The following is a 25,990-nucleotide window of genomic DNA, read 5'->3' as shown; positions in this document are numbered from 1 at the left end:
ATATTATTTAATATTAATACTATCAACAAAAATAACACGATTAATAATATTAGCTAAATAATTCATTTGTTTTAAACGATTATTTTTTACTTCTTCATTATTATCCATAATCATAGTTGCATCAAAGTATGAAATAATTGATTCTTTTAAAGTAGATATTTTATCAAATGAAGTATTTGCATCTAATTGATTTAATGAATCATCTACAGTTTTGGATTGATTATAAAGATTATTTTCAGCATCATTTTCAAATAAAGATGAATTAATTTCTAAATTTTCAACTTTATTTTTATCAGCAATTCTTACCACACGAGTCAATGCTTCAACTGTTTCTTTAAATTTATCATCGTTTTTAATTTCATTAAATTTTCTAGCAATTTTCATTTTATAATTAACATCAAAATTCATTGAATTTACTGCAGCTTCACTAATATCATAACGAATTTTTTCATCTTTAAGTAGCTTTTTAATTCTTTCTTTAATAAATTCATTTACATCAACAATCACTTTTGTTTGATCAACCTTTGGTGAGATTGAATTTCTGATTTCTTCATCAATTGATTCTTTCATTAATTCATTTAAATCTAAATTCCAGTTTTGATTATCCAAAATTCTAACAATTCCAGCTACTTGTCTTCTCAAAGCATATGGATCATTTGATCCACTTGGAATCATTCCAGCAGCAAAGAATGTCATAACACTATCTAATTTATCAGCAATAGATAAAATTGCACCAATTTTACTATCAGGCAATTCAGCATTTGCAGAAATTGGATAATAATGCTCTTTAATTGCTTTAGCAACAGCAGCATTCTCTCCGTTTAATAAAGCATAAATTTCTCCCATTACACCTTGTAATTCGGAAAATTCTCCAACCATCCCTGTAACTAAATCAAATTTATAAATATCACTTGCACGATTTAAATTAACTAAATCATCATTTCCTAACGATAATTTATTTGCAATTAAATCAGCAATAATTTTTGTTCTTTTCATTTTATCAAATTCAGAAGATATTTGATCATGGAAACTAACTGATTTTAATTTTTCTAAATAATCATCAATTGTTTTCTTTTGATCTTCTTCATAGAAAAATTCAGCATCAGAAAGTCTTGCTGTTAAAACTTTTTCATTCCCGTTTGCAACATTTTTAATTGCATGATCATTCCCGTTTCTAACTGAAATAAAGTATGGAAGAATTTCATTATTTTTATTTTCAACTGAAAAGAATCTTTGATGATTTTTCATTGATGTAATTAAAACAACCTTTGGAATTTTCAAGAATTTTTCATCAAAATTACCGTAAAAAGCAGTTGGCCATTCAACTAAATTATTAACTTCTTCTAATAACTCTTCATCAATTTCAATATTCCAATTATTTTCAACTGAAATTTCATTAATTTGTTCTCTGATTTTTTGTTTTCTCTGATCTGCATCAACGATTACAAATTCATCATTTAATTTTTCTTCATATTCATTTGCATTATTAATTACTGCCATTTGACCTAGGAAACGATGTCCTCTTGATAGATTATTAGTAGAAACATCAAGAATGGAAAAAGGAATTATTTTATCATTTAACAATGCAATTAACCATTTAATTGGTCTTACAAACTCAAGACTGTTATTTCCCCATTTCATCATAGTTGGAAATTTCATTGATGTAATTACATCCTTTAGACCAACTAAAATTTCCTCAACACTTTTTCCTGTAATATGTTTATTTACAAAAACATATTCGGTCCCTTTAATTTCCTTAAACTGAATATCATCAGGATTAACTCCTTGACCTTTACAGAAACCAATTGCAGCTTTACTCCAATTACCATTTTCGTCAACAGCAATTTTCTTTGATGGTCCTTTAACTTCTTCATCAATATCTTCTTGCTTATCTGATAATCCACTGATTTCAACCGCTAATCTTCTTGGTGTTGAAAATGGCTTAATATTATTAAAATTAATTCGTTCATCTTTTAAATACTTAGAAATTTTATTTACCAATTCTTTAATACTTGGCGTAACAACATGAGCTGGCATTTCTTCTAATCCGACTTCTAATAAAAATGTATTTTCCATTATTTTGCCTCCTCACTATCATCAAGTAATTCATTTCTTAATTTTTCATCTTTAACTAAAGGAAATCCTAATTTCTTTCTTTCAGATACAAATTCTTTTGCAACATCTTTTGCCATATTTCTAATTCTTGATAAATAACCTGCTCTTTCGGTAACTGAAACAGCACCTCTTGCATCTAGTAAATTAAAAGTATGACTACACTTTAAAATATAATCATATGCTGGATGAACTAAGCCAAGTTTAATTAATCTTTTTGCTTCAACTTCAAATTTATCAAACATTTCTAATAATAATGATTGATCACTTTCATCAAAACTATATCTTGTATGTTCATATTCTGGTTCTTTGAAAATATCACCATACTTAACTCCATCAGCCCAATCAAGATCAAAAACATTATTAACATCTTGAATATATGATGACAATCTTTCTACACCATAAGTAATTTCAACTGCAACTGGGTTCATTGTTAATCCACCAACTGTTTGGAAATAAGTAAATTGAGTAATCTCCATTCCATCAAGCCATACTTCCCAACCAACACCAGCACAACCCATTGAAGGATTTTCCCAGTTATCTTCAACAAATCTAATATCATGTTCTAAAGGATTAATTCCTAACTCTTTTAAAGAATCAATATATAATTCTTGAATATTATCAGGAGATGGCTTCATTAATACTTGAAATTGATGATGTTGGTATAAACGATTAGGGTTTTCTCCATAACGTCCATCAGCAGGTCTTCTTGATGGTTCAACATATGCAACATTCCAAGGCTCTGGACCAACCGCTCTTAAAAAAGTAAAAGGACTCATTGTACCTGCCCCTTTTTCAGTATCATATGATTGCATAATCATACATCCTTGATTTCCCCAATATGTTTCTAATTTTTTAATAATATCTTGAACAGATAAACTTTGTGTCATTATTCTTCCTCCTCAAAAAACAAAAAAGTCCCTATGCATTAATAAAAATAATTAATACATAGGGACGATTAACCGCGGTTCCACCCTACTTCTGACTTAGTCAGCAACTTAATTTTTTAACTAATTCAAAAAGTGCCAATTATGTAAACAAATAGTCATCTTTCACTAACATGACTTCGCTTTAATTTATAATCACATAACATTCTTTTATCTTTTTAATCCTTGTAAAATAATTCTATGATTCAAATTCAAAAATGTCAATCTCTTCGATTCATTTTCAACTTTAAACTCCATTGATCCATTTGATCAATAAATTTTTTACTCTTAAGATTTATTCCAACTGAATTATCATAAATTTTATCGATTACTTGTCTAAGAACTTTTTTTGTATTTTTTTCTACATCTATTTTTTTAATATCTATAATTTTAGTTTCAGATAATGATTTTAAATAAAATAATGAATCATTATCTAATGAAATTCGATACTTATCCAATTCAAAATGATTTTGACAAAGTAATCCGCCATAAGATTCTGAATAATCTAACTTCAAATCATTTCTTCCACAAATAACACAATCTTTAAAATTTTGTGCAACTCCAAATTCAGGTAATAATTGTAACTCAATTAAATTAGTTATAATTTCTGGATCTAATCCATTATCAATATGTTGTTGCGCATAGAATAAGTTATTAAACCACTTTACTTGTTTAAGTGAATCAGGAAAAGCTGCATCAATTAAGCTAATAATATAGGTTACATAAGCATTATAAAAAATATCATTAGTAATATTTTTAAAATGATTGGTATCACTTGCATTTAAAATATATGAAAGACCATCATCATTGATATTTCCAGTATATTCACCATAAGTAAATGGCAATATATCACTTGTCATTTTAAAATTTTTCTTTTTAGCACCTCTAACAAAAAACATTTTTTTACCATATTCAGCTGTAAAAAATTTAACTAACATATCGTTATCTTTATAATCTTTTCGATACATTAAAATTCCATGAAATGAAGTATTATACATGCTCACTCTTAATCATCGCCTAATTAATAATTATCTTTTTTATATCCTAGTCGATTTAAAGCAACATCTTTATCACGCCATCCAGGACTAATTTTAACCCATAAAGATAGGTAAACACGACTACCTAGAAGATTTTCAATATCTTTTCTAGCTAAAGTTCCAATTCTCTTTAAAACTTCTCCACCCTTACCAACAATAATTCCTCTTTGTCCTTTTCTTTCAACAATAATATTGGCTTCAATGTTAACTAATCCATTGTCGTCAGTTTTTATGCTTCCAATATCAATTGCAACTGAATGAGGAATTTCTTGTCTAGTTAATTGTAAAACTTTCTCTCTAATCAACTCAGCTATCACAAATCTTTCTGGATGATCAGTTATTTGATCTTCTGGATAATATTGTGGACCTTCAGGTAAATCATTACTAATAGCTTCTAATAAATCATTAACGTTGTTTCCATTCAAAGCTGAAATTGGAAATACATCTTTCCAATTTAATGCTTTTTTATAAGTTTCCATAATTGGTAATAAATCATTTGGATTAATTTCATCTATTTTATTAATAATTAAATAGATTGGCTGTTTAACTTCTTTTAATTGATTAATTATATAGTTATCACCAGCACCTCTTGTTTCACTTGCACTAACCATAAATAACACTGCATCAACTTCTTTTAAAGAAGAAATGGCTGAATCATCCATAAATTGATCTAATTTATTTTTAGGTTTATGAATTCCCGGAGTATCAATAAATACAATTTGTGAATCATCGGTAGTATATACACCTTGTATTTTATTTCTGGTTGTTTGCGCCTTATCACTCATAATGGCAATTTTTTGCCCAATCACACGATTTAGAAATGTTGATTTCCCAACATTAGGTCTTCCAACGATTGCAACAAATCCTGATTTAAAATTATTTTCCAAAAGTAATTCCTCCATTAAGTAAGTAGCTTAATTAAAACTGGGGTAAAAATAGTCACTCCAATAATAACCGCAATAAACGATGTTATTAAAACACCGCCAGCAGCAATATCTTTTATTTTTTTTGCTAGTAAATTAAATTTATTTCCAACTATTAAATCAATAATTCTTTCAATTAATGTATTAATTAGTTCAGCTAGAATAACTAATAAAATTGCCAAAACTAGCCATAAAAATTGATAAGTTCTAATTTTTAAAATCCATGCTAATACGATAACGATAATTGAAGCAGAAATATGAAACCTAAAATTTCTCTCATCTATAATCAAATATCTAATTCCAGAAATAGCATTTTTTAATGATTCAAAAAAGTTATTATTTTTTTGAGTTCTTTTATCTTTCCAATCCATACTCTTCCATTATCACCCTTTGCATTGGCATCATAATTTTTTCATCTTCAGGTTCCATATGATCATAACCATTTAAATGTAAAAATCCATGTAAGGCAAGAAATGCTAATTCTCTTTCATACGAATGATTTAAAAAATCAGCTTGTTCTTTAACTTTATCAACTGAAATAAAAATATCACCAATATTTTTAGGAATTTCATTTTGCATTTCTTCCGTCATTAAAATTGGGAAATCATCCTCATTATCTTCAATCGCAAAACTAATTACATCTGTAGCGCGATCTACATTACGATATTCACGATTTATATCTTGAATTTCATCATTATTTACAAGTGTAACAGACATTTCGGTATTATCATTTAAATCAATTTTTTTTGCTGAAAAATTTAATATTGATTCAATTAATTCTATATTATCATCACTTACTTTGTTTTTTGTATGATCATAAATTTCTAAATCCATTATTTAACCTCACATTAATCTTTATTTTCATAAGCATTTATTATCTTTGAAACAACCGGATTTCTAACAACATCATCAGAATTAAATTCCACAAATTCAATTTGACTTACATCACGTAAAATACTTTTTGCAGAAATTAATCCACTTTTTGCATTACTAGGTAAATCGATTTGTGAGATATCACCATTTACAATCATTTTTGATTCAAATCCAAGCCTAGTTAAAAACATTTTCATTTGTGAATTTGTAGTATTTTGTGCTTCATCTAAAATAACAAATGCAGAATCTAATGTTCTTCCCCTCATATAAGCTAATGGTGCAATTTCAATAACCCCACGATCAATCAATCTTTCGGTATGATCAGCACCATAAATTGAATGCAATGCATCATATAGAGGTCTTAGATAAGGATCAACTTTTTCCTTTAAATCTCCTGGTAAGAATCCTAAACTTTCTCCAGCTTCTACAGCAGGTCTAGTTAAAATAATTTTATCTACAAGTCCTTTTTTTAGAGCTGCAACTGCCATAACAACTGCTAAATAAGTTTTACCAGTACCAGCAGGTCCAATTCCAAAAGTAATACTATTATTTTGAATAGCTCTAATGTATTGTCTTTGACCGAAATTTTTAACTCGAACTGATTTACCTTTATTATCTTTAATTAAAACTTGATTATACAAATCGGTAAAATATTCCAATGTACCTTTTCGAGCCATTTTTAAAGCACTAACAAAATCACTACTGTTAAGTGTAATTCCTGAATGAATAAGTTCTATCATTTTTTTTAAAATATCAATAGCTATTTGTACATTTTCTTCATTGTCACCCATAATCTTAATCGAACCATCAGAAGTAGTTATCTTTAAATCTAAACTATCTTCAATAATTGATAAAAATTTATCTTGTGTACCAAATAAACTAATTTGATCGTTTTGATTTTTTAAATTTAATTGTTTTTCAAATTCAAACTGATTATGCAAATAAAAATACCTCTTTTCAATTATAATCTTACTATGATGTTAGCATATAAACTAATTATTTTGTTAATTTATATTAATTTTTCACAAAAAAAAGAGTTCAAATGAACTCTTTTAATTTAAAGCTTTTTTTACTAAACTTTTTACGACATCTCCATCTGCTTTACCTTTAAGTTTAGGCATAGAGGCACCCATAACTTTTCCAAAGTCAGACATTGAACTTGCACCTAAATTATTAATTGTTTCATCAATAATTTGTTGAATTTCTAATTCAGACATTTGTTTTGGTGCATAATTCATCAAAACATCTAACTGAGTTTGTTCTTCAGTAACTAAATCTTCACGATTGCCTTCAGTAAATTCTTTAATAGAATCTTTATGTTGCTTAACTTCTCGGTTAACAACTGCAATCTCATCATCTTCAGTTAAATCGCGACCTAATGAAAGCTTTTCATTATTGAGATTGGATTTAAGAGTTCTTACAACTGTTAATTTAACCTTATCGTGATCTTTCATTGCTTGTTTTAAATCACTTGTTAAAATTTCATTTAATGACATAGTAAATCCCCCAAATTTTATATTTCTAAAAAAAAAGCCCCATTAATATGAGCACTTTAATTTAGAAACTATGATTAATGTTTCTTTTTATTATTACGTTTTCTTGCTGCTTCAGATTTTAATTTACGTTTAACACTTGGTTTTTCGTAAAATTCACGTTTACGGAATTCTTGCAAAGTACCGCTTTTTGAAACTGTACGTTTAAAGCGACGAAGAGCATCATCAAGAGATTCGTTTTTGCGAACGACTGTTTTTGCCATTTTGAAATCCCTCCCTTCGTCCTCAAATAACGACTAATTATTATTGTGTAATCACCACAACTGTCTATAAAAAATTATACCTCACAAAATACAGCTCGTCAACGACAATAACTATGATAATTAAAGTTTATTTAAATAATCGATATGATAGAATCTATTTAGAAAGGTTGTGAATATTATTAATAATAAAATGAATATATTAATCATCTCAGATTCAAGTGGTGCAACAGCTTTTACAATTGCTAAAACTGCTGCATCACAATTTACTAATATTGAAGTCGATTATAAAAGATATCCATTTATTCAAACAAAATCTATTTTAAAAGGTATTTTAAAATTAGCCTTAGAGACAAATGCAATGATTTTTCATACTCTTGTTAATCCTGAACTCAGCAAATACGTTTATGATTTTTGTAAAGAAAATAAATTATATGAATTTGATTGTATTCAGAAACCACTTTATTTGATATCTCAAAAAATGAATATGAAACCAGAAATAATTCCGGGAATGGTTCATGACTTAAATAATCAATACTTCAATCGAATTTCTGCAATCGAATTTGCAGTAACAAATGATGACGGTAAAAACCCCACTGGACTTTTACAAGCTGATATCGTTATTTTAGGTATTTCTAGAACTTCAAAAACTCCATTATCACTTTATTTAGCAAATCAAAATATAAAAGTAGCTAATTTACCCATTGGACCTGGTATTCAACTACCAGATGAAATTTGGGAAGTTGATAAAAATAAAATAATCGGATTAACTAATACCGTAACAAATCTTAAAAAAATAAGAAAAGAAAGAATGCTAGCATATGGATTAAGTGCAGATACACCTTATTCAAGTAGCGAATATATTGAAAAGGAAATTAATTATGCTAATGATTTATACAAAAAATTAAGTTGTATTAAAATTAATGTTCACAATAAGTCAATTGAAGAAACTGCGACTGTCATTACTGAAAGTTTAAACTTAAATACAGATTAAAAAGAGATTCAACTATTAAATAGTTGAATCTCTTTTTACATCATCAATTAAATTATCATTAAATACTTGTTTTTTTAACATTTCAACTTCATATAAATGTGGTGAAGCTTTTTTCTTTTTATCTTCATCAATTACAATTGCTGGAGTTTCCATAATTTTAGGTACATTAGCTAATTTACTATGATGTGCAATATAGTTTAAAGAATCAAAACCAATTGTTCCAAAACCAATAACTTCATGACGATCTTTATGTGATCCTTTTTCATTTTTTGAATCATTTAAATGTACAACTTTTAATTTATCTAAACCAATAATTCTATCAAATTCATCTAAAACATTATCAAAATTATTTTTAACATCATACCCAGCATCATTAGTATGACAAGTATCAAAAGTTACAGATAACTTTTCATTATACTTTACTCCATCAATAATTCTTTTTAACTGTTCAAACGTTGTTCCAAGTTCAGAACCTTTTCCAGCCATTGTTTCAAGAGCAATCTGTACATTTTGATTAGGATCAATAACTTCATTAAGTCCTTTTATGATTTGGTTTATTCCAGCATCTACTCCTGCACCAACATGTGAACCAGGATGAAGAACGATTTGTTTTGCACCAAATGCTTCTGATCTTTTAATTTCTTGTTTCAAAAATTCAACTGCAAATTTAAAATTTTCAGGTTTTTCAGTATTACCCAAATTAATAATATATGGAGCATGAATTACAATCTCACCTAAGTTATTTTTTTCCATAAACTCATGAGCTTCATTCACCTTTAAATCTTCAATTGGTTTTCTTTTAGTATTTTGCGGAGCTCCAGTATATACCATAAAAACTTTATCATTATAACTTAAAGCTTCTTTAGCTGATCCCAACAACATATTAGGTGCCTTCATAGAAACATGTGATCCAATTAAAAATTCACTATTATTCATATTTCTCCTCCATTACTTGAACAACCTGACTAGCTGCATTACCATGATCCAATTCACAAAACTTATTAAAAAAATTAATTTGTTTATCTTTATACTCAATAAAACTACCTACATTTTGAAATTGAACTAATTTATTCATTAATTCTGTTTGTGTTTTTACTATTGGACCAGGAGCATCATTTATAAAATCAAAATAAAATCCGCGTAAATCATTTTTATAGTGATCAATATCATAAGTAAAAAATAACATTGGTCTTTTTAAATTAGCATAATCAAACATTACAGACGAATAATCAGTAATTAATAAATCAGAAATTAAATAAAGTTGACTAATATCTTCATCTACTAAAATTTTAATTCGATCTTCAAATCCTGAAATATCAATATGATCTTTAATTAAATAATGCGGTCTAATAATTAAAGTTGTTTGTTCTGATACATTTTCAAAAAAATCGTCAAAGGAAAAATGTAATTTAAAATTATATTGACCAATTTTTTTAAAATCATCATCTCTCCATGTCGGAGCATACATAATTACATTTTCTGTTTTAATTCCTAAACTTTTTTTTATATTATTTATTTCAGTTTTATTATTATCTAAAACCAATCGATCATTTCTTGGATAACCAGTTTTTAAAAAGGTATTTTTAAAAGCAAAAGCACTTCTAAAAATATTTTCAGAATATTCATTAGGAACAATCAAATAATTCCATCTACTTGATTCAAATCTAAAATTATTATGATATTTAATCGTATTTGAACCTGGTATAGAAACATCTTCAATATCTATTCCTAATTTTTTTAAAGGGGTTCCATGCCAGGTTTGAATATAAGTTGTCTTTGGATTTTTTTTCCACCATTTTGGCATTCTTGAATTAAAAACCCAAAAGTTTGCTCTTGCCATTAAATAAGTCCACTTAAATGTAAATCTTTTGCAAAAAACAATCTGAGGATATTTATTTTTTAGATATTTATATTTAGAAGGCTTAACTGAAAAAATTGCTAAATTTTGTTTATCAGGATTTTGTTTTATCCATTCATAATAAATTGCGGCAGGGTTATCATTTACATCATTACCATTAAAACTCTCAAAAATAACCAAATTTCTTTTTGGTTTCATCAAAGTAAAAAAAGAATTAAAGATAATAAAAATATATCGTGCAATCAATTTAATTGTATTTATTATTAAAGATTTAATTTTTTTCATATATATCAGCTAATTAAATTAAATCTACAAAGTGAGATCTAAATTTGAAATGTAAATGAGTACCAACTAGTAAGAAGAACAATACCATTAACCAGAATACCAGCATAAGTCCTGGATTTTGCCAAAACCAAGTTGTTGAAAGCATTGAATCTCTAAATCCTTGCACAATATAAAAGAATGGATTTAATTCTAAAACTCGAACTAAGTAAGGTGGAAATGAACTAGTTTGAAAATTAAATAATACTCCAGAAACATAAAATAACATTCTCATCGCTGATTGTAATAAAACGTGATAATCACGAATTAAAATAGAAACAGTTGAATTAAATATTCCAAATGCTAAAAGCCAGGCTATCATTGCAATAAAATAATATATTCCTTGAATCCAAAACATTGTTGGTCTAATTCCATATAAAAATCCAAGGGCAATTGAAAATATTAACATTGTCCAAAATGAACTTAAATTACTTACTAATTTAATTGATGGTAAAGCACTAACAGGAAACTTCATTTTAGAAACCAAACCTGCTCTTTGATAGATACTTTTAGAAGCATCTAAAACTACTCGATTCATAAAGAACCATGGAGTAATACCAATTACCATCCATGGTAAATAGTTAGCAGAATGACCTGTATTCCCTTTCAAACCTACACCAAAAACTAACCAATAAATTCCAATTTGAATTAACGGATACAAATACTCCCACATTAATCCTAAATAATGACTTTGATAACTGGCCTTATCTTCATATCTTGATACACGATAAATAATTCCAATACTACTAAATTGTTCTTTAAAAAACGCACCAATTTCTTTCAAAATATTTACCTCTCTTAACTACATATTTTTGATATATTTTTTTATTAAGCGATTTGTCGCATTACCATCATTATATGTATTCCAATAATGATTAAAATCTTCAAAATTATTATCTTTTTTATTCAAAATTTCCATTTTCAAATCACTTGTTTTAATAATTGGATTAGTAGGTAACCATTCTATAAAATCATTTTGAATTCCTGGTTTTGATTTATATTTATCTAAATCAAACATAAAGAATAAAATTGATTTTGCATTAGGCAATAAGCTGAAATCAAAGGCTAATGATGAATAATCAGTAATCAATGTATCTGTTACTGATAATAAATCCGTTGTTGATAATTGATTATAAAAACAAATATTTGAATCTGAAAATTGTTTGATTTTACTTTCTTGATTTTTTAATACTGGATGCAATTTAACCACTACCATCGCGTCTTTATCTGCAGTAAGTGCTCTTCCCAAATCTTCTGGCGGATTAAAATCAAGTCCATCACGATATGTAGGAGCATAAAGTATTACTCTTTTATTTTTTAACTCAGGTGCAGCCTTATATACACGATTTTGTGCATAATTAATCCACTTATTACTAAATAATCGATCCGATCTAGGATAACCCAAGTATTGCATCTTATCATGGTCCACATGATAACTACTTGCAAAAACATTTCCCATAGCTTTCGAAGCAACTACGAAATCATCGAATTGATTATAAACCTTTTGAAATCTTTTCTTATCTAAATAACTACGATTAATTGTTGTAGGATCATCCCATCCAAATTTTTTAATTGCTCCATTTGCATGCCAAACTTGAACTATTTTTGTCTTTTTTGATTTTGTAAATCCAGCTAAAAAAGCAAAATAGTTATCACAAAAAATTATTTTTGCAGTAGACAACTTTGGAATCAAAGTAAGAGCAAACTTAATATTATTTTGAAATGGAATTGTTTCAATACCAAAAGCTGACAAATCAGTTGCTGCAACTTCAACATCTGGATCATATAAAACGCATATTTTTTTACCCTTTGGTAAATTAGCAGCAATTTTTTTGATTAAATTCAAATTATTATTAAAGCTCATAATATAAAATGCATTTTTTTTACTTCTAAAAAAAGTAAGCGTTGACATTATTTTTATTAAAAAAATATATATAGTTTTCAAATTAACCACCATTATTTCATAAATTACATTGAACAATTATAACATATATTTATATTATCTATCATAATGTATAAATTTATTTAAGTTCATGCTCATAAAAATGACCAAATATTTGATCGACATCAACTACAATACCAAATGCACCAGTATCAGACTCATTCAAAGCATCATCAAATTCACTCATCTCATATCTTGAAATAACTGTGAATAAAACAGTTTTTTCATCATGTTGATAGGCTCCTTCAGCATTATGAATAATTGTAACCCCTCTTCTCAAATGATTTTGAATACTATCGGTTACTGTTTTAGGGCGATCTGTTACAACCATAACTTGCATTCTTTGCTGTCTTGTATATGTCATATCAATAACTTTAGCATTTACTATTAATCCAATTGCTGAATAAAAAGCATATGGCCAACCATAAGCAAAACCAGCTGATAAAATGATAAATGAATTAAAAATCATATTTGTTGTTCCAATTGTCTTACCCGTTTTTCTTCGAACTACAATTCCTATAATATCTAGTCCACCAGTAGAAATTTCATTTTTTAAAGCTAATCCAGTTCCAAAACCATTAACAGCTCCTCCAAAAATCGCACAAATTAATGGATCATTAGTTAATGTAACAGGATGAAGAAACTTAATCATGATACTTGCCAATAAAACTGACAATACTGTGAAAAAAGTGAATTGCTTTCCAATCTTTTTCCAAGATAAAATAAACATTGGAACGTTTAATAAAAACAATCCGAATGCAGCACTAATTGTAATTGGAAAATATCTTGAAGTTATTGTGTTCAATAACTGTGCAAAACCTGTCATTCCTGAGGAATAAATATTTCCCGGATTCCAAAAGAAATTCATCGCAACTGAAACCATGATTGCATAAATAAAAGCAGTTGATGCTTTGGCAAAATATTGATGTTTTTTTAAGATTTTTTGAACATCATCCATAATTAATCTATTTCCTTTCAACTGAATATAGTCACTTACAAGTATAACATTGAAAAACAAATAAAAAAGCTCATAAATTTTATGAGCTTTTTTAATTATTCTTTATTAGAGTTTTTTATATCTAATCCTAATTCATCTAATTGATCATTTGAAACTTGACCTGGAGCACTAGTTAATGGATCAATTGCTTTGGAATTTTTTGGAAAGGCGATTACATCTCTAATGTTATCAGAATTAGATAATAATCTTGCAAATCGATCTAAACCAATTGCTAATCCTCCATGTGGTGGGAAACCATAATCTAATGCTCTTAGGAAATATCCAAATTGTGATTCAGCACTTTCTTGAGTAAATCCAAGCGCTTTAAACATTTTTTCTTGAATTTCTCTAGTATGAATACGAATAGAACCTCCACCTAATTCAAGTCCATTCAAAATAATATCATAGCTCTGTGCATGAGCTTTATGAGCATCTTCACCTTCATTTAAATAATGTACATCTTCCTCATTAGGCATTGTAAATGGATGATGCGCTGCAACCCATCTTTCATCGCCTTCATCATAATCAAATAATGGCCAATCAACTATCCATAAATAATTAAATTGATTGTTTGGAATTAAATCAAGTTCTTTTGCAATCGCATTTCTTAAATAACTTAATGTACTTGCAACAACTTTATTTCGATCAGCTGCAAACAATAATAAATCTCCAGGTTGAGCTTCAGTTTTTTCTAATAAAGCTTTAATCATTGCTTCATCTTCAAAGAATTTAGCAATTGGTCCAGAAAATCCTTCTTCTGTAACTTTTAACCAAGCTAATCCCTTTGCACCAAATCTTTCAACATATTCTGCATATTTATCAATATTTTTTCTTGAATATTTTTCTGCTCCACCAGGAACAGTAATTGATTTAACCTGTCCGCCATTATCAATCGCTGATTTGAATACTTTAAAAGATGAATCTTTCATAATTTCAGATAAATCTTTTAATTCCATTCCAAATCTAGTATCAGGTTGATCAGTTCCAAATCTTTCCATTGATTCATTCCAAGTAATTCTTTCAAAAGGAACTTTCACATCAATATTTAAAGTATCTTTCATAATTTTTGCAATTAATCCTTCAGTTAAATCTTGGATTTCTTCAGCTGATAAGAAAGATGTTTCCATATCAATTTGTGTAAATTCAGGTTGACGATCTCCTCGTAAATCTTCATCTCTAAAACAGCGAGCAATTTGATAATAACGATCAAAACCAGCACCCATTAATAATTGCTTAAATTGTTGAGGTGATTGTGGTAATGCATAAAATGATCCTGGATACATTCTTGATGGAACTAAATAATCTCTTGCTCCTTCAGGACTTGAAGCAGTAAGATTTGGTGTTTCAATATCAATAAATCCATTATTATCAAAATAACTATGAACTGATTGAATAATACGATTTCTAATCATAATATTCTTTTGCATTTCAGATCTTCTTAAATCCAAATAACGATATTTAAGACGTAAATCATCAGAAGCATTAGTATCATCTTTAATATCAAATGGTACTGTTTTAGATTCAGAAAGAATATTTATATTTTCAACATGAATTTCAATCTTTCCAGTACGCATATCTGGATTGATTTCTTTTTCACTTCGGTTAAAAACTTCTCCCTCAATTTCAATTACATATTCACTTTTAACTGATTCTGCCTTTTCTAAAGCAGCTCGACTAAACTTGTCATTAAAAACAAGTTGCACAATTCCTTCTCTATCTCTTAAATCAATAAAAATTAATCCACCAAGATCACGTTTTTTTTGAACCCATCCTTTTAAAGTTACTTTTTGATTTAAATAGCTTTCATCAACTAATCCAGCATATGTAGTTCTCTTCATAATATTCTCCTTATTTACCCGAAATAAAAAAGCCCAAGTCAAATTAATGACAAGGGCGCAAAAAAGCACGGTACCACCTTTTTTATTTCTTGATTATCGTTAAACCTCAACAGTGTCTTCAGAATTTTTTAATTGTCATTTTCCCAGCAAACAAATGATCTCTTAACTATAAAAAAAGCATACTAATCTGTATCAATGATTTATTATTCAATAATTAGACTAATAAATAATAATTAAAAAGTCAAGTTGAATTAACCTGTGTTTGAGATAAGGATTATTTTTGCTATAATTATAAAGTTATCAAAAAAAGAGGTTTAATAAATGAAATTTAAAAAATATAAATTAACCATCAGTCTCTTTTTTACTCTTAGTGTATTAATAACCATTATTGGTATGTTTTTGCATAATAATATCTTAGTAAAAAGTAATTCACTATTGATTAATCAAAAACCTGATATATCGTCAAAAGTTGAAAATAAAGTAAATATTGGTACAAGATTACAAATTATTGGGAGTAAAAATCATTGGTATCGTGTGGTTTATCATAAAAATAAGATTGGATGGGTTCCTAAGTGGTCTTCAAATAGAATTATTGCTCCAAAAAACAATAAATTGGCTCAATCAACAATTGTACTAGATCCAGGTCATGGAGGATCTGATTCTGGTGCTTTATCGAGTAATAATGATTATGAAAAAAAATATACTTTAATTTTTGCTGAAAAGACAAAAAAGAAACTTGAAAGATTAGGTGCAAACGTAATTTTAACAAGAAATAAAGATGAATTTGTTAGTTTACAAAGAAGACCACAAATTGCTAGTGATAATAAAGCTACAATTTTTGTAAGTTTTCATTTTGATTCATCAAACTCAAAAAATTCTGCAAGTGGATTTACTTCTTATTTTTATCATCCTAATCGTTCATATAAACTTGCAAAATCTATCAATAATAATTTAAATAACCTTCCTTTAAAAAATCGAGGTACGGATTTTGGAAATTATCTTGTAATCAGAGATACGGTTACTCCTTCTGTGTTATTAGAAATGGGATATATTAATAATGATAAAGATTTTTCTAAAATAAAAAATCTAAGTTATCAGAATACTGTTTCTAATGATGTTTGTAATGGTATTAGAACTTATATAGATAAAGAATATAAATAAAAAATCACTAATTAATGAAGTGCCCCATAAAAGTTAAACAAAAATCTAATTTTTATGGGGCATTTTTATGACTAAATTTAATAAGGATAAAAAGATTGAAGCAATCAAATACTATTTAAATAATACTGTTTCCTTAAAGGAAACAGCTAAAAAATATAATATTAAATCCAAGACCACACTATCTCATTGGATAGATATTTATGAAGCTAAAGAACCAAACGGATTAGAAGTAAGAAAAACTCACAGAAGATATTCAGAAGATTTCAAATTTAATATGGTAAACTACTATAAAACTCATGAAAGTAGTGCTCACTTGGTAGCAATTAAATTTAATATTAATTCAAGTCAAATAGATAAAAAATAAAAATAATATATACAAATAGTTTTGACACCTAAAGTTACAGAATAATTTGGGTTAAGTTACGTAATGATGAGATTAAAAACTAAAATTTATTCAAGATATAATGTAATAAAATTAAGTAATAACAAGAGCGCTTATAGTTCAATAGTTATAAACCAAACATCTAAAGAAATAATTTCATTAGTAGTAGATAATAATGAAACATTTGAATTAATTAGAATAATGTTAATAGCAACCAAAAAGAAAATAAAGAATCTAAAAAAATTATTATTCATTTAGATCAAGAATTTCATTATAAAACATAAAACAATGGAATATCGACTATGATATTTAGATTCTTTAGCTAAATTAAAGAAGATATGAAAAATTATGTATTATGGTCTAACAGTGAAAGACTTTCAGGTAACAAAAAAAGACTTATTCCGTTTTAATTTCGAAATAAGCCCTTAAATATAGCTTAATTAAATTGTCTAACTTTTTTATAACACTACATCTAAATTAGTGTTTTTTATTTATCCATTTTTTATAGAATTATATATTTCTTCAAACATATATTTTTTTCTATTTTTTATTTCTATATCTTTATTATTTTCATCAAAAAAGCCAGAATGTACTAATTTTGATACATCATTATTATTAGTAATTTTTTCGTAATATGCTTTTTTTTCACTTATTCTTTTATTAGATAATTTTGAGTTATCCTCAATACTTAAAATTATTAAATTCCCAATTGAATGTGTTATGTCATCAGTAGCAGAATCTAAATAAATATGTTCAATATTAGTTCCTTCACTAACATTGTTATTTACTAAAATAGAATAATTATTTAAAATATTTCTAGTTTTATTATTTATTTTCTTTTGATTCTTAGTATCAATTTTATTTGTATAACTTAAATTTTCATCATTACAATATTGTTCTAAAGCATTGTTAAATGCAATTTTTTCTTTTGGTAATAATCCACTAAGCTCTTTTCTCATATCTTTTAACTTATCTGAAATTATTTGTGACTTACTTTCATTAAAATCAGATCCTTTGTTCATTAATATTTTTCTTAATATCCTAGCATGTTTATCATAATGGAGCATATTTCCTTTACCATTTAATATATCGTTATAAATAATGTGAAAATTTGCCATGTATTTTAAATTTTTTATAATTGTTTTTTCTTTTATTAAATTAAGATTATAACAGTGCATTATTTGTAATAATATAGGATAAGTCTGTTTTATTTTCAAGTCATCTACTAATAGATTTATATAATTCTTAATTTCAGACCAATGTTCTTTTGAAAAATGAAAATTACTTTTATCACCATATATTATTCCAAATTCTTTTGAATAAACACGCAAATCTTCTAAAAATTCTTCAGAAGTAATTTCTTTATTTTCAATTTTTGATTTAAAATTAGCATATATTTTATTTGTAGACGTATTATCTATATTTTCCTTCCAATATATATTTATAAAATCATCTAAGTCTGTAAAAGGAAAATTATTATCGTTCACAGTTTTTGTTTCTAAATTTTTCTTTATTTCATTCCAACAATTTTTTGCTTTATCCAATGGCTCTTTTTCTATTAACTCAGAAAAAATTTTATTTTTTATCAAATCAGATTGATCTAATGGTTTCCCTTTAGAATTTAGTGATTCAAAAATTGAAGTAGCATCTTCATCACTATTTGTTGATAATATACCAATAATAAAATTTGAAATTTGTTCATATATTATATGTAATATATCAAAGTAATCAATGTTCTCATTAAAATAAGAACTAATATTTTCTTTTTTAAAAACATCTTCAAAAAAAGTAAAAACATCATCAATAGATTTATCAGTTGAATTACAAATTTTTTGTTTTTCTCTATCCCCATACAGATATTTATTGAAAAAATCATTAGATGTTTCAATTTTTAATGATTTTTTCAATTTAAAATCTTTATCTGTATACATTAAATTTTTTTCATAAATACTATTTATAAAATTTTTGCTTTATTCAGTATCTATACTGAATAAAGCTTCTTTTAGTGCTACAAGTAATATATATATTGTGGTTATTCTTTGCTGACCATCTATTATTTCAAAATAAGAATTCCTTTCATTAAGATCTCCCTTTAATAAAATTGTTCCAAAAAAATAAGAAGAAGCTTTCATTTCTTTATTTTCTTCAAAGTTAATTGATTTTATAATATCTAACAACAAAGTTTTTGCTTGATCTTCACTCCAACTATAATCTCTTTGATATCTTGGAATTACAAGTTGATTAGAATTTTTCCCTAATAAATTAATTATATTTTCATTTTGATAAGTAAAGTCCATAATAATGTCCCTCATATTTTTTATTTTTTGTTTTTTATTTCGTCAAATTTATGAATTATTAAATCTGGATTCCCCGTTACTTCGATTAAATAATCAGGATCAAATAAAATAGTTTCAGTACTTGCATTTTCTCCTGCACGTACATCCAATAATCGATCACCAACCATAACGGTTTTATAACGATCAAGTTGATTATATTTCACTAAATAGTTAAGTGACTCTGGATCCGGTTTTCTTTTAAAATTATCATTACTTGTAACATAGTCAGTAAAATACTTATCTAATTCAAATTTTTCCAATAAATTAATTGCTGTATGATTTCGATGAGTTAATAACATATTTTTACCATCATTATCTACAGTTTGTTTTAAAATATCCTCTATATCATCAAATGGTTTTGATAATTGAACCAAATCCACTTCATATTGTTGATAATTATATTTTAACTTACTTTCATCCAATCCTAATCTAGCTGCGAAAAGATTAATTGCACTACCAAGAGAATGAATTCGCATTTGTTCATAAATTTCATCTGGATCAATATCAACATCATCAATTTTCATTTTTTGTAATGCTTTAACAAATGCAGAAACCATTTGCGGATAGGTATTGAATAATGTTCCATCAAAATCCCAAATCATATTATCAAAATCCATACTTTCTCCTTACTTTTCTAATATAAAAGTTGCAGGTCCATTATTTTCTAAAGAAACTTTCATATCTGCCCCAAAAATTCCTTCTTTAACAATTAAATTATTTTCTCTTAATTTTTGATTAAAATCTAAATAAACTTGTTTAGCAACTTTAGGATTTCCTGCTTTTACAAAAGCTGGTCGATTTCCTTTTTTAGTATCAGCCATTAAAGTAAATTGAGAAATAGACAATATGTCACCATCAACTTGACTGATATTTAAATTCATTTTCCCTAATTCATTTTCAAAAATCCTCAAATTACTAATCTTATGAGTTAAATAATCAATTTGTTGAGTTCCATCACCATCTTCAACTCCAACAAATAACAAATACCCTTTATTTATTTCAGATTTAATTTCATTATCAATAGAAACACTTGCTTGATTAACTCTTTGTAAAATAATTTTCATATTTAATCCTATCTGAATGGTCTTTCGACTACGTAAACATCTGGTAAAGTTTTAATCGCATCAATAACACGATTTAATTGTGCAGTATTTCTAACACCAATTGAAAGTGAAATCGAAACCATTTTATTATGGTCAACCTTTCCTTCAACTGAATTTAAATTCCTTGAAATACTGTTTAATTTTTTTAGAACATCATTTAATAACCCATTACGATTATATCCATCAATTTTTAAAAATGCATCATACATAGTATTACTATTTTTAAGATTGTTATTCCAGTGAACATTGATTGAACGATTTTGATAATTAATATCTTGTAACATATTAGGACAATCTGAGCGATGAATAGATACTCCTCGTCCTTTTGTGATATAACCAGAAATATCATCCCCAGGAATTGGAGAACAACAATGACTTAATCTAACTAAAAGATTATCTACACCTTCAATAATAATATTATCTTGAGGCCCATCATTTGTTCTATCATCAGATTTATCATTTGAAATTTTTTCATGATTTTCTAAAAGAGCTTTTTCAGTTGCTAATTGTTTTTCTTCTTCTGCTGCTAATCTTAAATTATTTGTTAATCGATTTAAAATGCCTTGTGGTTGAATATCACCAAATCCCAGTGCAGCAAATAGATCCGCCTCAGAAGTGAATTTCATTTCACTAACTACACGATCAATATTATCATTTGTTAAAACATCAGTTGGATTATAACCTTCATCTTTAATCGCTTTTTCAATTATTTCCTTACCAGCAATTACATTTTTATCACGATCTCTTTGTTTGAAGAATTGCTTAATTTTATGTCTAGCACGTTTAGTTTTTACAAATTCAGTCCAATTTTTACCAGGGCCGGTTGATTTATTCGATGTAATAATGTCAACTATATCCCCGTTACTAATTCGATAATCTAATGGAACAATCTTACCATTAACTTTTGCTCCTGTTGTTTTATTACCTACATCTGTATGAATAGAATAGGCCATATCAATTGGACAAGAACCTTTAGGTAATTCTAATACATCTCCACTAGGTGTAAATGCATAAACATTATCACCAAATAAATCAACTTTTACACTATCCATAAAATCAGAAGCGTCTTCAGACTCTTCTTGAATTTCAATAATTTTCTTGAACCAATTTAATTGGATATTTTCTCTTTGAACCTCTTCTTGTGAGTCGATTCCTTCTTTATAAGCCCAATGAGCTGCAACCCCATATTCAGCAATTTGATGCATTTGCTTTGTTCTGATTTGAATTTCTAATAATTTGCCTTCTGGTCCAATTACAGTTGTATGCAAAGATTGATACATATTAGCCTTTGGCATTGCTATATAGTCTTTAAATCTTCCAGGCATTGGCCTCCATTTAGTATGAACTGCTCCTAAAACTGCATAACAATCTTTTACTGAATCAACAATTACTCTAACCGCAAATAAATCATAAACTTGACTAAATTGTTTATGTTGATCATGCATTTTTTTATAAACTGAATATAAATGCTTAGGTCTTCCGTAAATTTCACCTTTAATACCTAATGATGACGTTGCTTTTTTTATTTCATCAATTGCTTCTTGAACATAAATAACTCTTTCTTGTCTTTTAGAATTCATTAAATTAACAACACGATAATATTGTTGAGGATTAATGTAGCGTAAAGATAAATCCTCTAGTTCCCATTTAATTGTACCAATACCTAAACGATTAGCGATTGGTGCATAAATTTCCAAAGTTTCTTTTGCAATTCTTCTTTTTTTCTCTTCTGGTACAGAATCTAAAGTATGCATATTATGAAGTCGATCAGCTAATTTGACGATCATTACTCTGATATCTTTACACATTGCTAATAATAGTTTTCGATGATTTTCAGCCAATTGCTCTACACTTGATTTATATTTAATTTTTCCTAGTTTAGTAACGCCATCAACAATTAAAGCAACATCATTACCAAATTCTGATTGAATATCTTCTAGAGTACTATCAGTATCTTCAACAACATCATGTAAAAAACCCGCACTAATAGTTTCTGCATCCATATTTAATCCAGCTAAAATACCAGCAACTTCCGTTGGATGTGTAATATAAAGTTCCCCAGACTGACGATACTGTCCTTCATGCGCTTTTGATGCATATTCATAAGCCCTTTTTACCAGCTTAACCTGATCTTTATTCATATATTCAGAAATTGCACCAATAATTTCATCTAGATTCCAAGATTTAAGACTAGACATTAAAAATCATCTCTTTTCGATAAATTAATTTAGTTCTTTTATAACAGAAACTGCGCTTAAAAAGTATAACGGTGCCGTTTCTGCCCTTAGAATTCTTGGCCCTAATCCAGCTAACTGAAAGTCATTTTCAGATAACTTTTTTATTTCGTTAGGAGAAATTCCACCTTCAGGACCAAATAATCCCAGAATTTTATTTTTATTATGCAATTGATTTAAATTTTTTACTAAATTACTAGTTTCATTTTCCTTTGCAGATTCTTCATAAGCAATTAATTTAATATCCGCAGGGTAATCAATCAAATAATTAATTGAACTGTAATATAATACCTTAGGAATTATATTACGATGTGATTGTTCAGCTGCACCTTGTGCTATTTTCTGTAATCTTTCTATTTTTTTATCTGCTTTTTGTTTCCATTTACCAATTGACCAATCAGTATCGACAAAAATAATTTCCTTAGCACCCAATTCAGTTGCTTTTTGCACAATAAGTTCTGCTTTTCCATTTTTAGGAATTCCACAAGCAATAGAGACTTCTACTGGCAATTCCACTTTATTATGAATTTTTTTAATTATTTTAATTTCAGCATTTTCAGTAGAAACCAATTCACCTACATAAACATCTTGATTATTGGAAACAAATTCCGCTTGATCTCCTTCTTCAGCTCGTAATACTTTCAACCAATGATTTTTAATATCTTTACTATCAATTGATATGATTTCATCTATTTTAATTTCTTGATTTAAAAAATAATGTTGCACAATTTATCCTACCTTTTCACTGCAATAATTGAACGCCAATCTTTCATTGATAGCTCTTCTACTATATCAAAATCATTATCATTCAATATTTGTTCTATTTTTTCTAATTTATCGGCAATTATACCAGAAGTTATAAATAATCCACCTGAATTTAAAACATGATTAGCTTGTGGAACTAATGGTTCTATAATTTCTGCTAAAATATTTGCAACTACAATATCAACTTTAGAATCAATTCCAGCTAGTAAATTATTAGATGCAATTTCAACATTGTCGACTTTAGGATTTAAAGCAATATTTTTCGCAGCAGAGTTAACTGCAATTTGATCTAAATCATATGCACTAATTGATTTTGCTCCCATTAAAGAAGCAGCTATACTTAACACACCTGATCCAGTACCAACATCATAGACTGTCTCATTACCCCGCATATAACTTTCTAAGGCCCTTAACGCTAAAATAGTAGTTGGATGTGTACCAGTTCCAAATGCCATCCCAGGATCCAATTTAATAATCAATTCATTATAATTAATTTCTTCGTAATCTTCCCAAACTGGAACAATCGTTAAATAACGAGTTATTCTTTCAGGTTTATAATATTTTTCCCAAGATGTAGACCAATCTTCTTCTTTTACTAAATTTTTAGTTACTTGATTTTTACCTGGATTTAACCCAAAGTTAGATAATTCAGCCACTTTTTCATGAACTTTAGTCATTATAGATTCAATATCTTCATCAACAGTAAAATAAGCACTAATAACAGCTTCATTAATATCCATATCGAAGTCAGTTTCATCAGATGTTAATCCATATTGACCCCATGAAGGTCCCTTTTTCAAAACTTCATAATCATTTTTATCTTTTATTTGTAATCCACTAGCATTTAATTCCATTAAAATATTTGAAACAGCTTCAACTGCTTCATGACTTGTTAAAATTGAAATTTCATTTAAATCCATTTATTATAATTTCTCCCTTATTATTTTACAAAAAATGCACCCTATAAGGATGCATGATTAGTTTCGTGATTTGATTCCGTTATTTTTTCTTCATGCTGACTTAAATGGCCTTGTAAATACTTTAATAATCCATTTTCAGTCTTAAATACTCTTGGATGTTTTTGCTTATGAAGTCGGAGGTCAATCTCTTTAATTCTTTGTCTACCAGTCCAACCGTGACCGTATCTCAAAATAATTCGATTATCTAATTTATCTTTACCAAATCTAAACACATAAACATTATCAGGAGTCATTAATGGACGAATGTAAGTTTTTTTATAATAATATCCATTATCTCTTAAAAATTCTTTTGTTTTATCAATCATAGAATAATACACCTCCTAATTTAAAAAATGAACGTTATGATTATCTATCATAATAGAGAATAGAATAAATGGCAAATAAAGATTATTATCAAAATAAAAAAGGCGTGAAAAAATCACGTCCTTTTTTATTACAATAATTAAACTATTTGACAGAATTCTAATTTTTCATGGTTAGGACCATAAATATTAAAGAATCTGATACCGTTATCCCAGAATGGTAATTCTTGAATTTCTGAATCGATAACTTCTAATCCCATTTCTTTAGCAGCTTTAAATGCTGCATCTACGTCAGTAGTATTCATTGATAAATGGTTAATAGCACCGTCTTCTTTGTTTACAGGATCGCCTTCCCAAGTTTCAACAGTTAAATTACCGTATCTCATAAAAGCAACACGATTTTCACCATTCATGAATTGACCAGCTTTTTCAAAACCAATTTTTTCATAAAAAGCAATTGTTTTATCTAAATTTTCTGATGGAATACCAACATGTTGTAATCCAGTGAAATAATCATTAATTTTCATTTTTTAAGCCTCCATGTAATAAGTATGTGAACTTTATAACAACCTTATTATACTTCAAACATGGAAATAAATAAAGCCATTGTATCTAATTTGTGCAAAAAGTTTCAAATTAAATTTATGCTTCATCATGAGCCAATTTTGCACTAACTGCTGCAGCAACTGCTCCAACTAAATCATCAACAAATGTATTAACATGATTTTTGTCATTATCTAATTTACCAATAATTCCAGGCTTATTGACATCAATATTTCCATATGCTGTGTAACCAATTGTTCCATAAATGCTGGCTATTCCTAGCGCTAAAGTTTCATCAACCCCAAAAACACCAATATCATGTTCTACAATTTCTTGTAATGGTGAATTTAATTTTTTTTCAGTTGCTAATCGATCCAATTCTAAACCAACCATAGCACTATTTAAGACTTCTCTTTTATGCAAAACATCATTAGTTAATTTAATAATATAATCTTTATTAATTTGAGCATTATATTTTTTATGTGTATTATATGCAATTTCAGCAATATCTTCGATTTCAATTCCTTGTTCATTTAACCGATCAATAACAAACTTAAATGCTTCGGTATCTGGATATTTATAATCTCTGCGATCTACCATATTAACTCCT

At 27.3% G+C, this 25,990-nt stretch carries 27 protein-coding genes and 1 pseudogene; 3 read left to right on the top strand and 25 right to left on the bottom strand.

Annotated elements, in window-relative coordinates; translation table 11 throughout:
* Positions 1-3 precede the first annotated feature (3 nt).
* The 9 genes from glyS to rpsU form a co-directional block, all read right to left on the bottom strand.
* Positions 4-2,076, bottom strand: a complete 2,073-nt coding sequence (glyS, locus tag GSH19_RS02265) for a glycine--tRNA ligase subunit beta (RefSeq protein WP_237026290.1) — start codon at positions 2,074-2,076, stop codon at positions 4-6.
* Positions 2,076-3,002, bottom strand: a complete 927-nt coding sequence (gene glyQ / locus GSH19_RS02260) for a glycine--tRNA ligase subunit alpha (protein ID WP_237026289.1) — start codon at positions 3,000-3,002, stop codon at positions 2,076-2,078. The genes glyS and glyQ overlap by 1 nt, the downstream gene beginning before the upstream one ends.
* 257 nt (positions 3,003-3,259) lie before the next feature.
* A complete protein-coding gene (recO, locus tag GSH19_RS02255) occupies positions 3,260-4,042 on the bottom strand; it encodes a DNA repair protein RecO (RefSeq protein ID WP_370636129.1) in 783 nt (260 codons plus the stop codon).
* 17 nt (positions 4,043-4,059) lie between these two features.
* On the bottom strand, positions 4,060-4,977 hold the full coding sequence (era, locus tag GSH19_RS02250; RefSeq protein ID WP_237026287.1) for a GTPase Era: 918 nt from the start codon (positions 4,975-4,977) through the stop codon (positions 4,060-4,062).
* Complete coding sequence (locus tag GSH19_RS02245; RefSeq protein ID WP_237026286.1) at positions 4,977-5,369, bottom strand: diacylglycerol kinase family protein; 393 nt, start codon at positions 5,367-5,369, stop codon at positions 4,977-4,979. The genes era and GSH19_RS02245 overlap by 1 nt, the downstream gene beginning before the upstream one ends.
* Positions 5,353-5,832 (bottom strand): rRNA maturation RNase YbeY, encoded by a 480-nt coding sequence (gene ybeY, locus GSH19_RS02240; protein ID WP_237026285.1) that lies wholly within the window; start codon positions 5,830-5,832, stop codon positions 5,353-5,355. Before ybeY ends, GSH19_RS02245 begins: the two co-directional genes overlap by 17 nt.
* Positions 5,833-5,846: 14 nt before the next feature.
* Positions 5,847-6,812, bottom strand: coding sequence for a PhoH family protein (locus tag GSH19_RS02235; protein WP_237026284.1), 966 nt, complete (start codon positions 6,810-6,812; stop codon positions 5,847-5,849).
* Between the two features lie 111 nt (positions 6,813-6,923).
* Complete coding sequence (locus GSH19_RS02230; protein ID WP_237026283.1) at positions 6,924-7,367, bottom strand: GatB/YqeY domain-containing protein; 444 nt, start codon at positions 7,365-7,367, stop codon at positions 6,924-6,926.
* Between the two features lie 74 nt (positions 7,368-7,441).
* Positions 7,442-7,627: a 30S ribosomal protein S21 gene (gene rpsU / locus GSH19_RS02225; RefSeq protein ID WP_237026282.1), complete on the bottom strand. Its 186-nt coding sequence runs from the start codon at positions 7,625-7,627 to the stop codon at positions 7,442-7,444.
* Positions 7,628-7,817: 190 nt separating this feature from the next.
* Between rpsU and GSH19_RS02220 the strand changes: the two genes are divergently transcribed.
* On the top strand, positions 7,818-8,618 hold the full coding sequence (locus GSH19_RS02220; protein WP_237026281.1) for a pyruvate, water dikinase regulatory protein: 801 nt from the start codon (positions 7,818-7,820) through the stop codon (positions 8,616-8,618).
* Between the two features lie 15 nt (positions 8,619-8,633).
* Here GSH19_RS02220 and GSH19_RS02215 read toward each other — a convergent pair whose 3' ends face one another.
* The 6 genes from GSH19_RS02215 to aspS form a co-directional block, all read right to left on the bottom strand.
* The gene (locus GSH19_RS02215) at positions 8,634-9,554 is read right to left on the bottom strand and encodes a deoxyribonuclease IV (RefSeq protein ID WP_237026280.1); all 921 of its coding nucleotides are present in this window, start codon (positions 9,552-9,554) and stop codon (positions 8,634-8,636) included.
* The gene (locus GSH19_RS02210; RefSeq protein ID WP_237026656.1) at positions 9,547-10,752 is read right to left on the bottom strand and encodes a CDP-glycerol glycerophosphotransferase family protein; all 1,206 of its coding nucleotides are present in this window, start codon (positions 10,750-10,752) and stop codon (positions 9,547-9,549) included. The genes GSH19_RS02215 and GSH19_RS02210 overlap by 8 nt, the downstream gene beginning before the upstream one ends.
* Positions 10,753-10,774: 22 nt before the next feature.
* A complete protein-coding gene (locus GSH19_RS02205; RefSeq protein ID WP_237026279.1) occupies positions 10,775-11,581 on the bottom strand; it encodes an ABC transporter permease in 807 nt (268 codons plus the stop codon).
* A gap of 18 nt (positions 11,582-11,599) precedes the next feature.
* Complete coding sequence (locus GSH19_RS02200) at positions 11,600-12,661, bottom strand: CDP-glycerol glycerophosphotransferase family protein (protein ID WP_237026278.1); 1,062 nt, start codon at positions 12,659-12,661, stop codon at positions 11,600-11,602.
* A gap of 157 nt (positions 12,662-12,818) precedes the next feature.
* Complete coding sequence (locus GSH19_RS02195) at positions 12,819-13,697, bottom strand: YitT family protein (RefSeq protein WP_237026277.1); 879 nt, start codon at positions 13,695-13,697, stop codon at positions 12,819-12,821.
* Positions 13,698-13,792: 95 nt separating this feature from the next.
* Entirely contained in the window at positions 13,793-15,574 is a 1,782-nt protein-coding gene (gene aspS / locus GSH19_RS02190; protein ID WP_237026276.1) for an aspartate--tRNA ligase, read from the bottom strand.
* A 321-nt stretch (positions 15,575-15,895) separates the two neighbouring features.
* Here aspS and GSH19_RS02185 point away from each other — a divergent pair, with 321 nt between their 5' ends.
* Positions 15,896-16,735 (top strand): N-acetylmuramoyl-L-alanine amidase, encoded by an 840-nt coding sequence (locus tag GSH19_RS02185; protein ID WP_237026275.1) that lies wholly within the window; start codon positions 15,896-15,898, stop codon positions 16,733-16,735.
* Between the two features lie 67 nt (positions 16,736-16,802).
* Positions 16,803-17,099 (top strand): transposase, encoded by a 297-nt coding sequence (locus tag GSH19_RS02180; protein WP_237026274.1) that lies wholly within the window; start codon positions 16,803-16,805, stop codon positions 17,097-17,099.
* Between the two features lie 131 nt (positions 17,100-17,230).
* Here GSH19_RS02180 and GSH19_RS02175 read toward each other — a convergent pair whose 3' ends face one another.
* The 10 genes and pseudogenes from GSH19_RS02175 to GSH19_RS02130 all read right to left on the bottom strand — a co-directional run bounded on the left by GSH19_RS02175 (position 17,231) and on the right by GSH19_RS02130 (position 25,980).
* On the bottom strand, positions 17,231-17,371 hold the full coding sequence (locus GSH19_RS02175) for a hypothetical protein (protein ID WP_237026273.1): 141 nt from the start codon (positions 17,369-17,371) through the stop codon (positions 17,231-17,233).
* Positions 17,372-17,608: 237 nt separating this feature from the next.
* Positions 17,609-19,414, bottom strand: a pseudogene (locus tag GSH19_RS02170) (DUF262 domain-containing protein).
* A gap of 20 nt (positions 19,415-19,434) precedes the next feature.
* Positions 19,435-20,070 (bottom strand): HAD-IA family hydrolase, encoded by a 636-nt coding sequence (locus GSH19_RS02165; protein WP_237026272.1) that lies wholly within the window; start codon positions 20,068-20,070, stop codon positions 19,435-19,437.
* A 9-nt stretch (positions 20,071-20,079) separates the two neighbouring features.
* Entirely contained in the window at positions 20,080-20,517 is a 438-nt protein-coding gene (dtd, locus tag GSH19_RS02160; protein WP_237026271.1) for a D-aminoacyl-tRNA deacylase, read from the bottom strand.
* 8 nt (positions 20,518-20,525) lie between these two features.
* Positions 20,526-22,754 (bottom strand): bifunctional (p)ppGpp synthetase/guanosine-3',5'-bis(diphosphate) 3'-pyrophosphohydrolase, encoded by a 2,229-nt coding sequence (locus tag GSH19_RS02155; RefSeq protein WP_237026270.1) that lies wholly within the window; start codon positions 22,752-22,754, stop codon positions 20,526-20,528.
* 24 nt (positions 22,755-22,778) lie between these two features.
* Complete coding sequence (locus GSH19_RS02150; RefSeq protein WP_237026269.1) at positions 22,779-23,516, bottom strand: 16S rRNA (uracil(1498)-N(3))-methyltransferase; 738 nt, start codon at positions 23,514-23,516, stop codon at positions 22,779-22,781.
* An 8-nt stretch (positions 23,517-23,524) separates the two neighbouring features.
* Complete coding sequence (prmA, locus tag GSH19_RS02145; RefSeq protein WP_237026268.1) at positions 23,525-24,475, bottom strand: 50S ribosomal protein L11 methyltransferase; 951 nt, start codon at positions 24,473-24,475, stop codon at positions 23,525-23,527.
* Between the two features lie 41 nt (positions 24,476-24,516).
* The gene (locus GSH19_RS02140; RefSeq protein WP_237026267.1) at positions 24,517-24,840 is read right to left on the bottom strand and encodes a hypothetical protein; all 324 of its coding nucleotides are present in this window, start codon (positions 24,838-24,840) and stop codon (positions 24,517-24,519) included.
* Positions 24,841-24,977: 137 nt separating this feature from the next.
* The gene (locus GSH19_RS02135) at positions 24,978-25,364 is read right to left on the bottom strand and encodes a VOC family protein (RefSeq protein WP_237026266.1); all 387 of its coding nucleotides are present in this window, start codon (positions 25,362-25,364) and stop codon (positions 24,978-24,980) included.
* 115 nt (positions 25,365-25,479) lie between these two features.
* Positions 25,480-25,980 (bottom strand): phosphatidylglycerophosphatase A, encoded by a 501-nt coding sequence (locus tag GSH19_RS02130; protein ID WP_237026265.1) that lies wholly within the window; start codon positions 25,978-25,980, stop codon positions 25,480-25,482.
* Positions 25,981-25,990 lie beyond the last annotated feature (10 nt).

This window comes from Lactobacillus sp. S2-2, assembly GCF_021698855.1.
GTDB lineage: Bacteria > Bacillota > Bacilli > Lactobacillales > Lactobacillaceae > Fructilactobacillus.
Note: the sequence above shows the minus strand (reverse complement) of the source record. Positions and strands in the feature narration are given on the sequence as shown.

Excerpts from the sequence above, each read along its gene's own strand:
- glyS (WP_237026290.1), bottom strand. The coding sequence starts at position 2,076 with ATGGAAAATACATTTTTATTAGAAGTCGGATTAGAAGAAATGCCAGCT.
- glyQ (WP_237026289.1), bottom strand. The coding sequence starts at position 3,002 with ATGACACAAAGTTTATCTGTTCAAGATATTATTAAAAAATTAGAAACA.
- era (WP_237026287.1), bottom strand. The coding sequence starts at position 4,977 with ATGGAGGAATTACTTTTGGAAAATAATTTTAAATCAGGATTTGTTGCA.
- GSH19_RS02245 (WP_237026286.1), bottom strand. The coding sequence starts at position 5,369 with ATGGATTGGAAAGATAAAAGAACTCAAAAAAATAATAACTTTTTTGAA.
- ybeY (WP_237026285.1), bottom strand. The coding sequence starts at position 5,832 with ATGGATTTAGAAATTTATGATCATACAAAAAACAAAGTAAGTGATGAT.
- GSH19_RS02230 (WP_237026283.1), bottom strand. The coding sequence starts at position 7,367 with ATGTCATTAAATGAAATTTTAACAAGTGATTTAAAACAAGCAATGAAA.
- rpsU (WP_237026282.1), bottom strand. The coding sequence starts at position 7,627 with ATGGCAAAAACAGTCGTTCGCAAAAACGAATCTCTTGATGATGCTCTT.
- GSH19_RS02220 (WP_237026281.1), top strand. The coding sequence starts at position 7,818 with ATGAATATATTAATCATCTCAGATTCAAGTGGTGCAACAGCTTTTACA.
- GSH19_RS02215 (WP_237026280.1), bottom strand. The coding sequence starts at position 9,554 with ATGAATAATAGTGAATTTTTAATTGGATCACATGTTTCTATGAAGGCA.
- GSH19_RS02200 (WP_237026278.1), bottom strand. The coding sequence starts at position 12,661 with ATGAGCTTTAATAATAATTTGAATTTAATCAAAAAAATTGCTGCTAAT.
- GSH19_RS02195 (WP_237026277.1), bottom strand. The coding sequence starts at position 13,697 with ATGGATGATGTTCAAAAAATCTTAAAAAAACATCAATATTTTGCCAAA.
- aspS (WP_237026276.1), bottom strand. The coding sequence starts at position 15,574 with ATGAAGAGAACTACATATGCTGGATTAGTTGATGAAAGCTATTTAAAT.
- GSH19_RS02185 (WP_237026275.1), top strand. The coding sequence starts at position 15,896 with ATGAAATTTAAAAAATATAAATTAACCATCAGTCTCTTTTTTACTCTT.
- GSH19_RS02180 (WP_237026274.1), top strand. The coding sequence starts at position 16,803 with ATGACTAAATTTAATAAGGATAAAAAGATTGAAGCAATCAAATACTAT.
- GSH19_RS02175 (WP_237026273.1), bottom strand. The coding sequence starts at position 17,371 with ATGAATAATAATTTTTTTAGATTCTTTATTTTCTTTTTGGTTGCTATT.
- GSH19_RS02165 (WP_237026272.1), bottom strand. The coding sequence starts at position 20,070 with ATGGATTTTGATAATATGATTTGGGATTTTGATGGAACATTATTCAAT.
- dtd (WP_237026271.1), bottom strand. The coding sequence starts at position 20,517 with ATGAAAATTATTTTACAAAGAGTTAATCAAGCAAGTGTTTCTATTGAT.
- GSH19_RS02155 (WP_237026270.1), bottom strand. The coding sequence starts at position 22,754 with ATGTCTAGTCTTAAATCTTGGAATCTAGATGAAATTATTGGTGCAATT.
- prmA (WP_237026268.1), bottom strand. The coding sequence starts at position 24,475 with ATGGATTTAAATGAAATTTCAATTTTAACAAGTCATGAAGCAGTTGAA.
- GSH19_RS02140 (WP_237026267.1), bottom strand. The coding sequence starts at position 24,840 with ATGATTGATAAAACAAAAGAATTTTTAAGAGATAATGGATATTATTAT.
- GSH19_RS02135 (WP_237026266.1), bottom strand. The coding sequence starts at position 25,364 with ATGAAAATTAATGATTATTTCACTGGATTACAACATGTTGGTATTCCA.
- GSH19_RS02130 (WP_237026265.1), bottom strand. The coding sequence starts at position 25,980 with ATGGTAGATCGCAGAGATTATAAATATCCAGATACCGAAGCATTTAAG.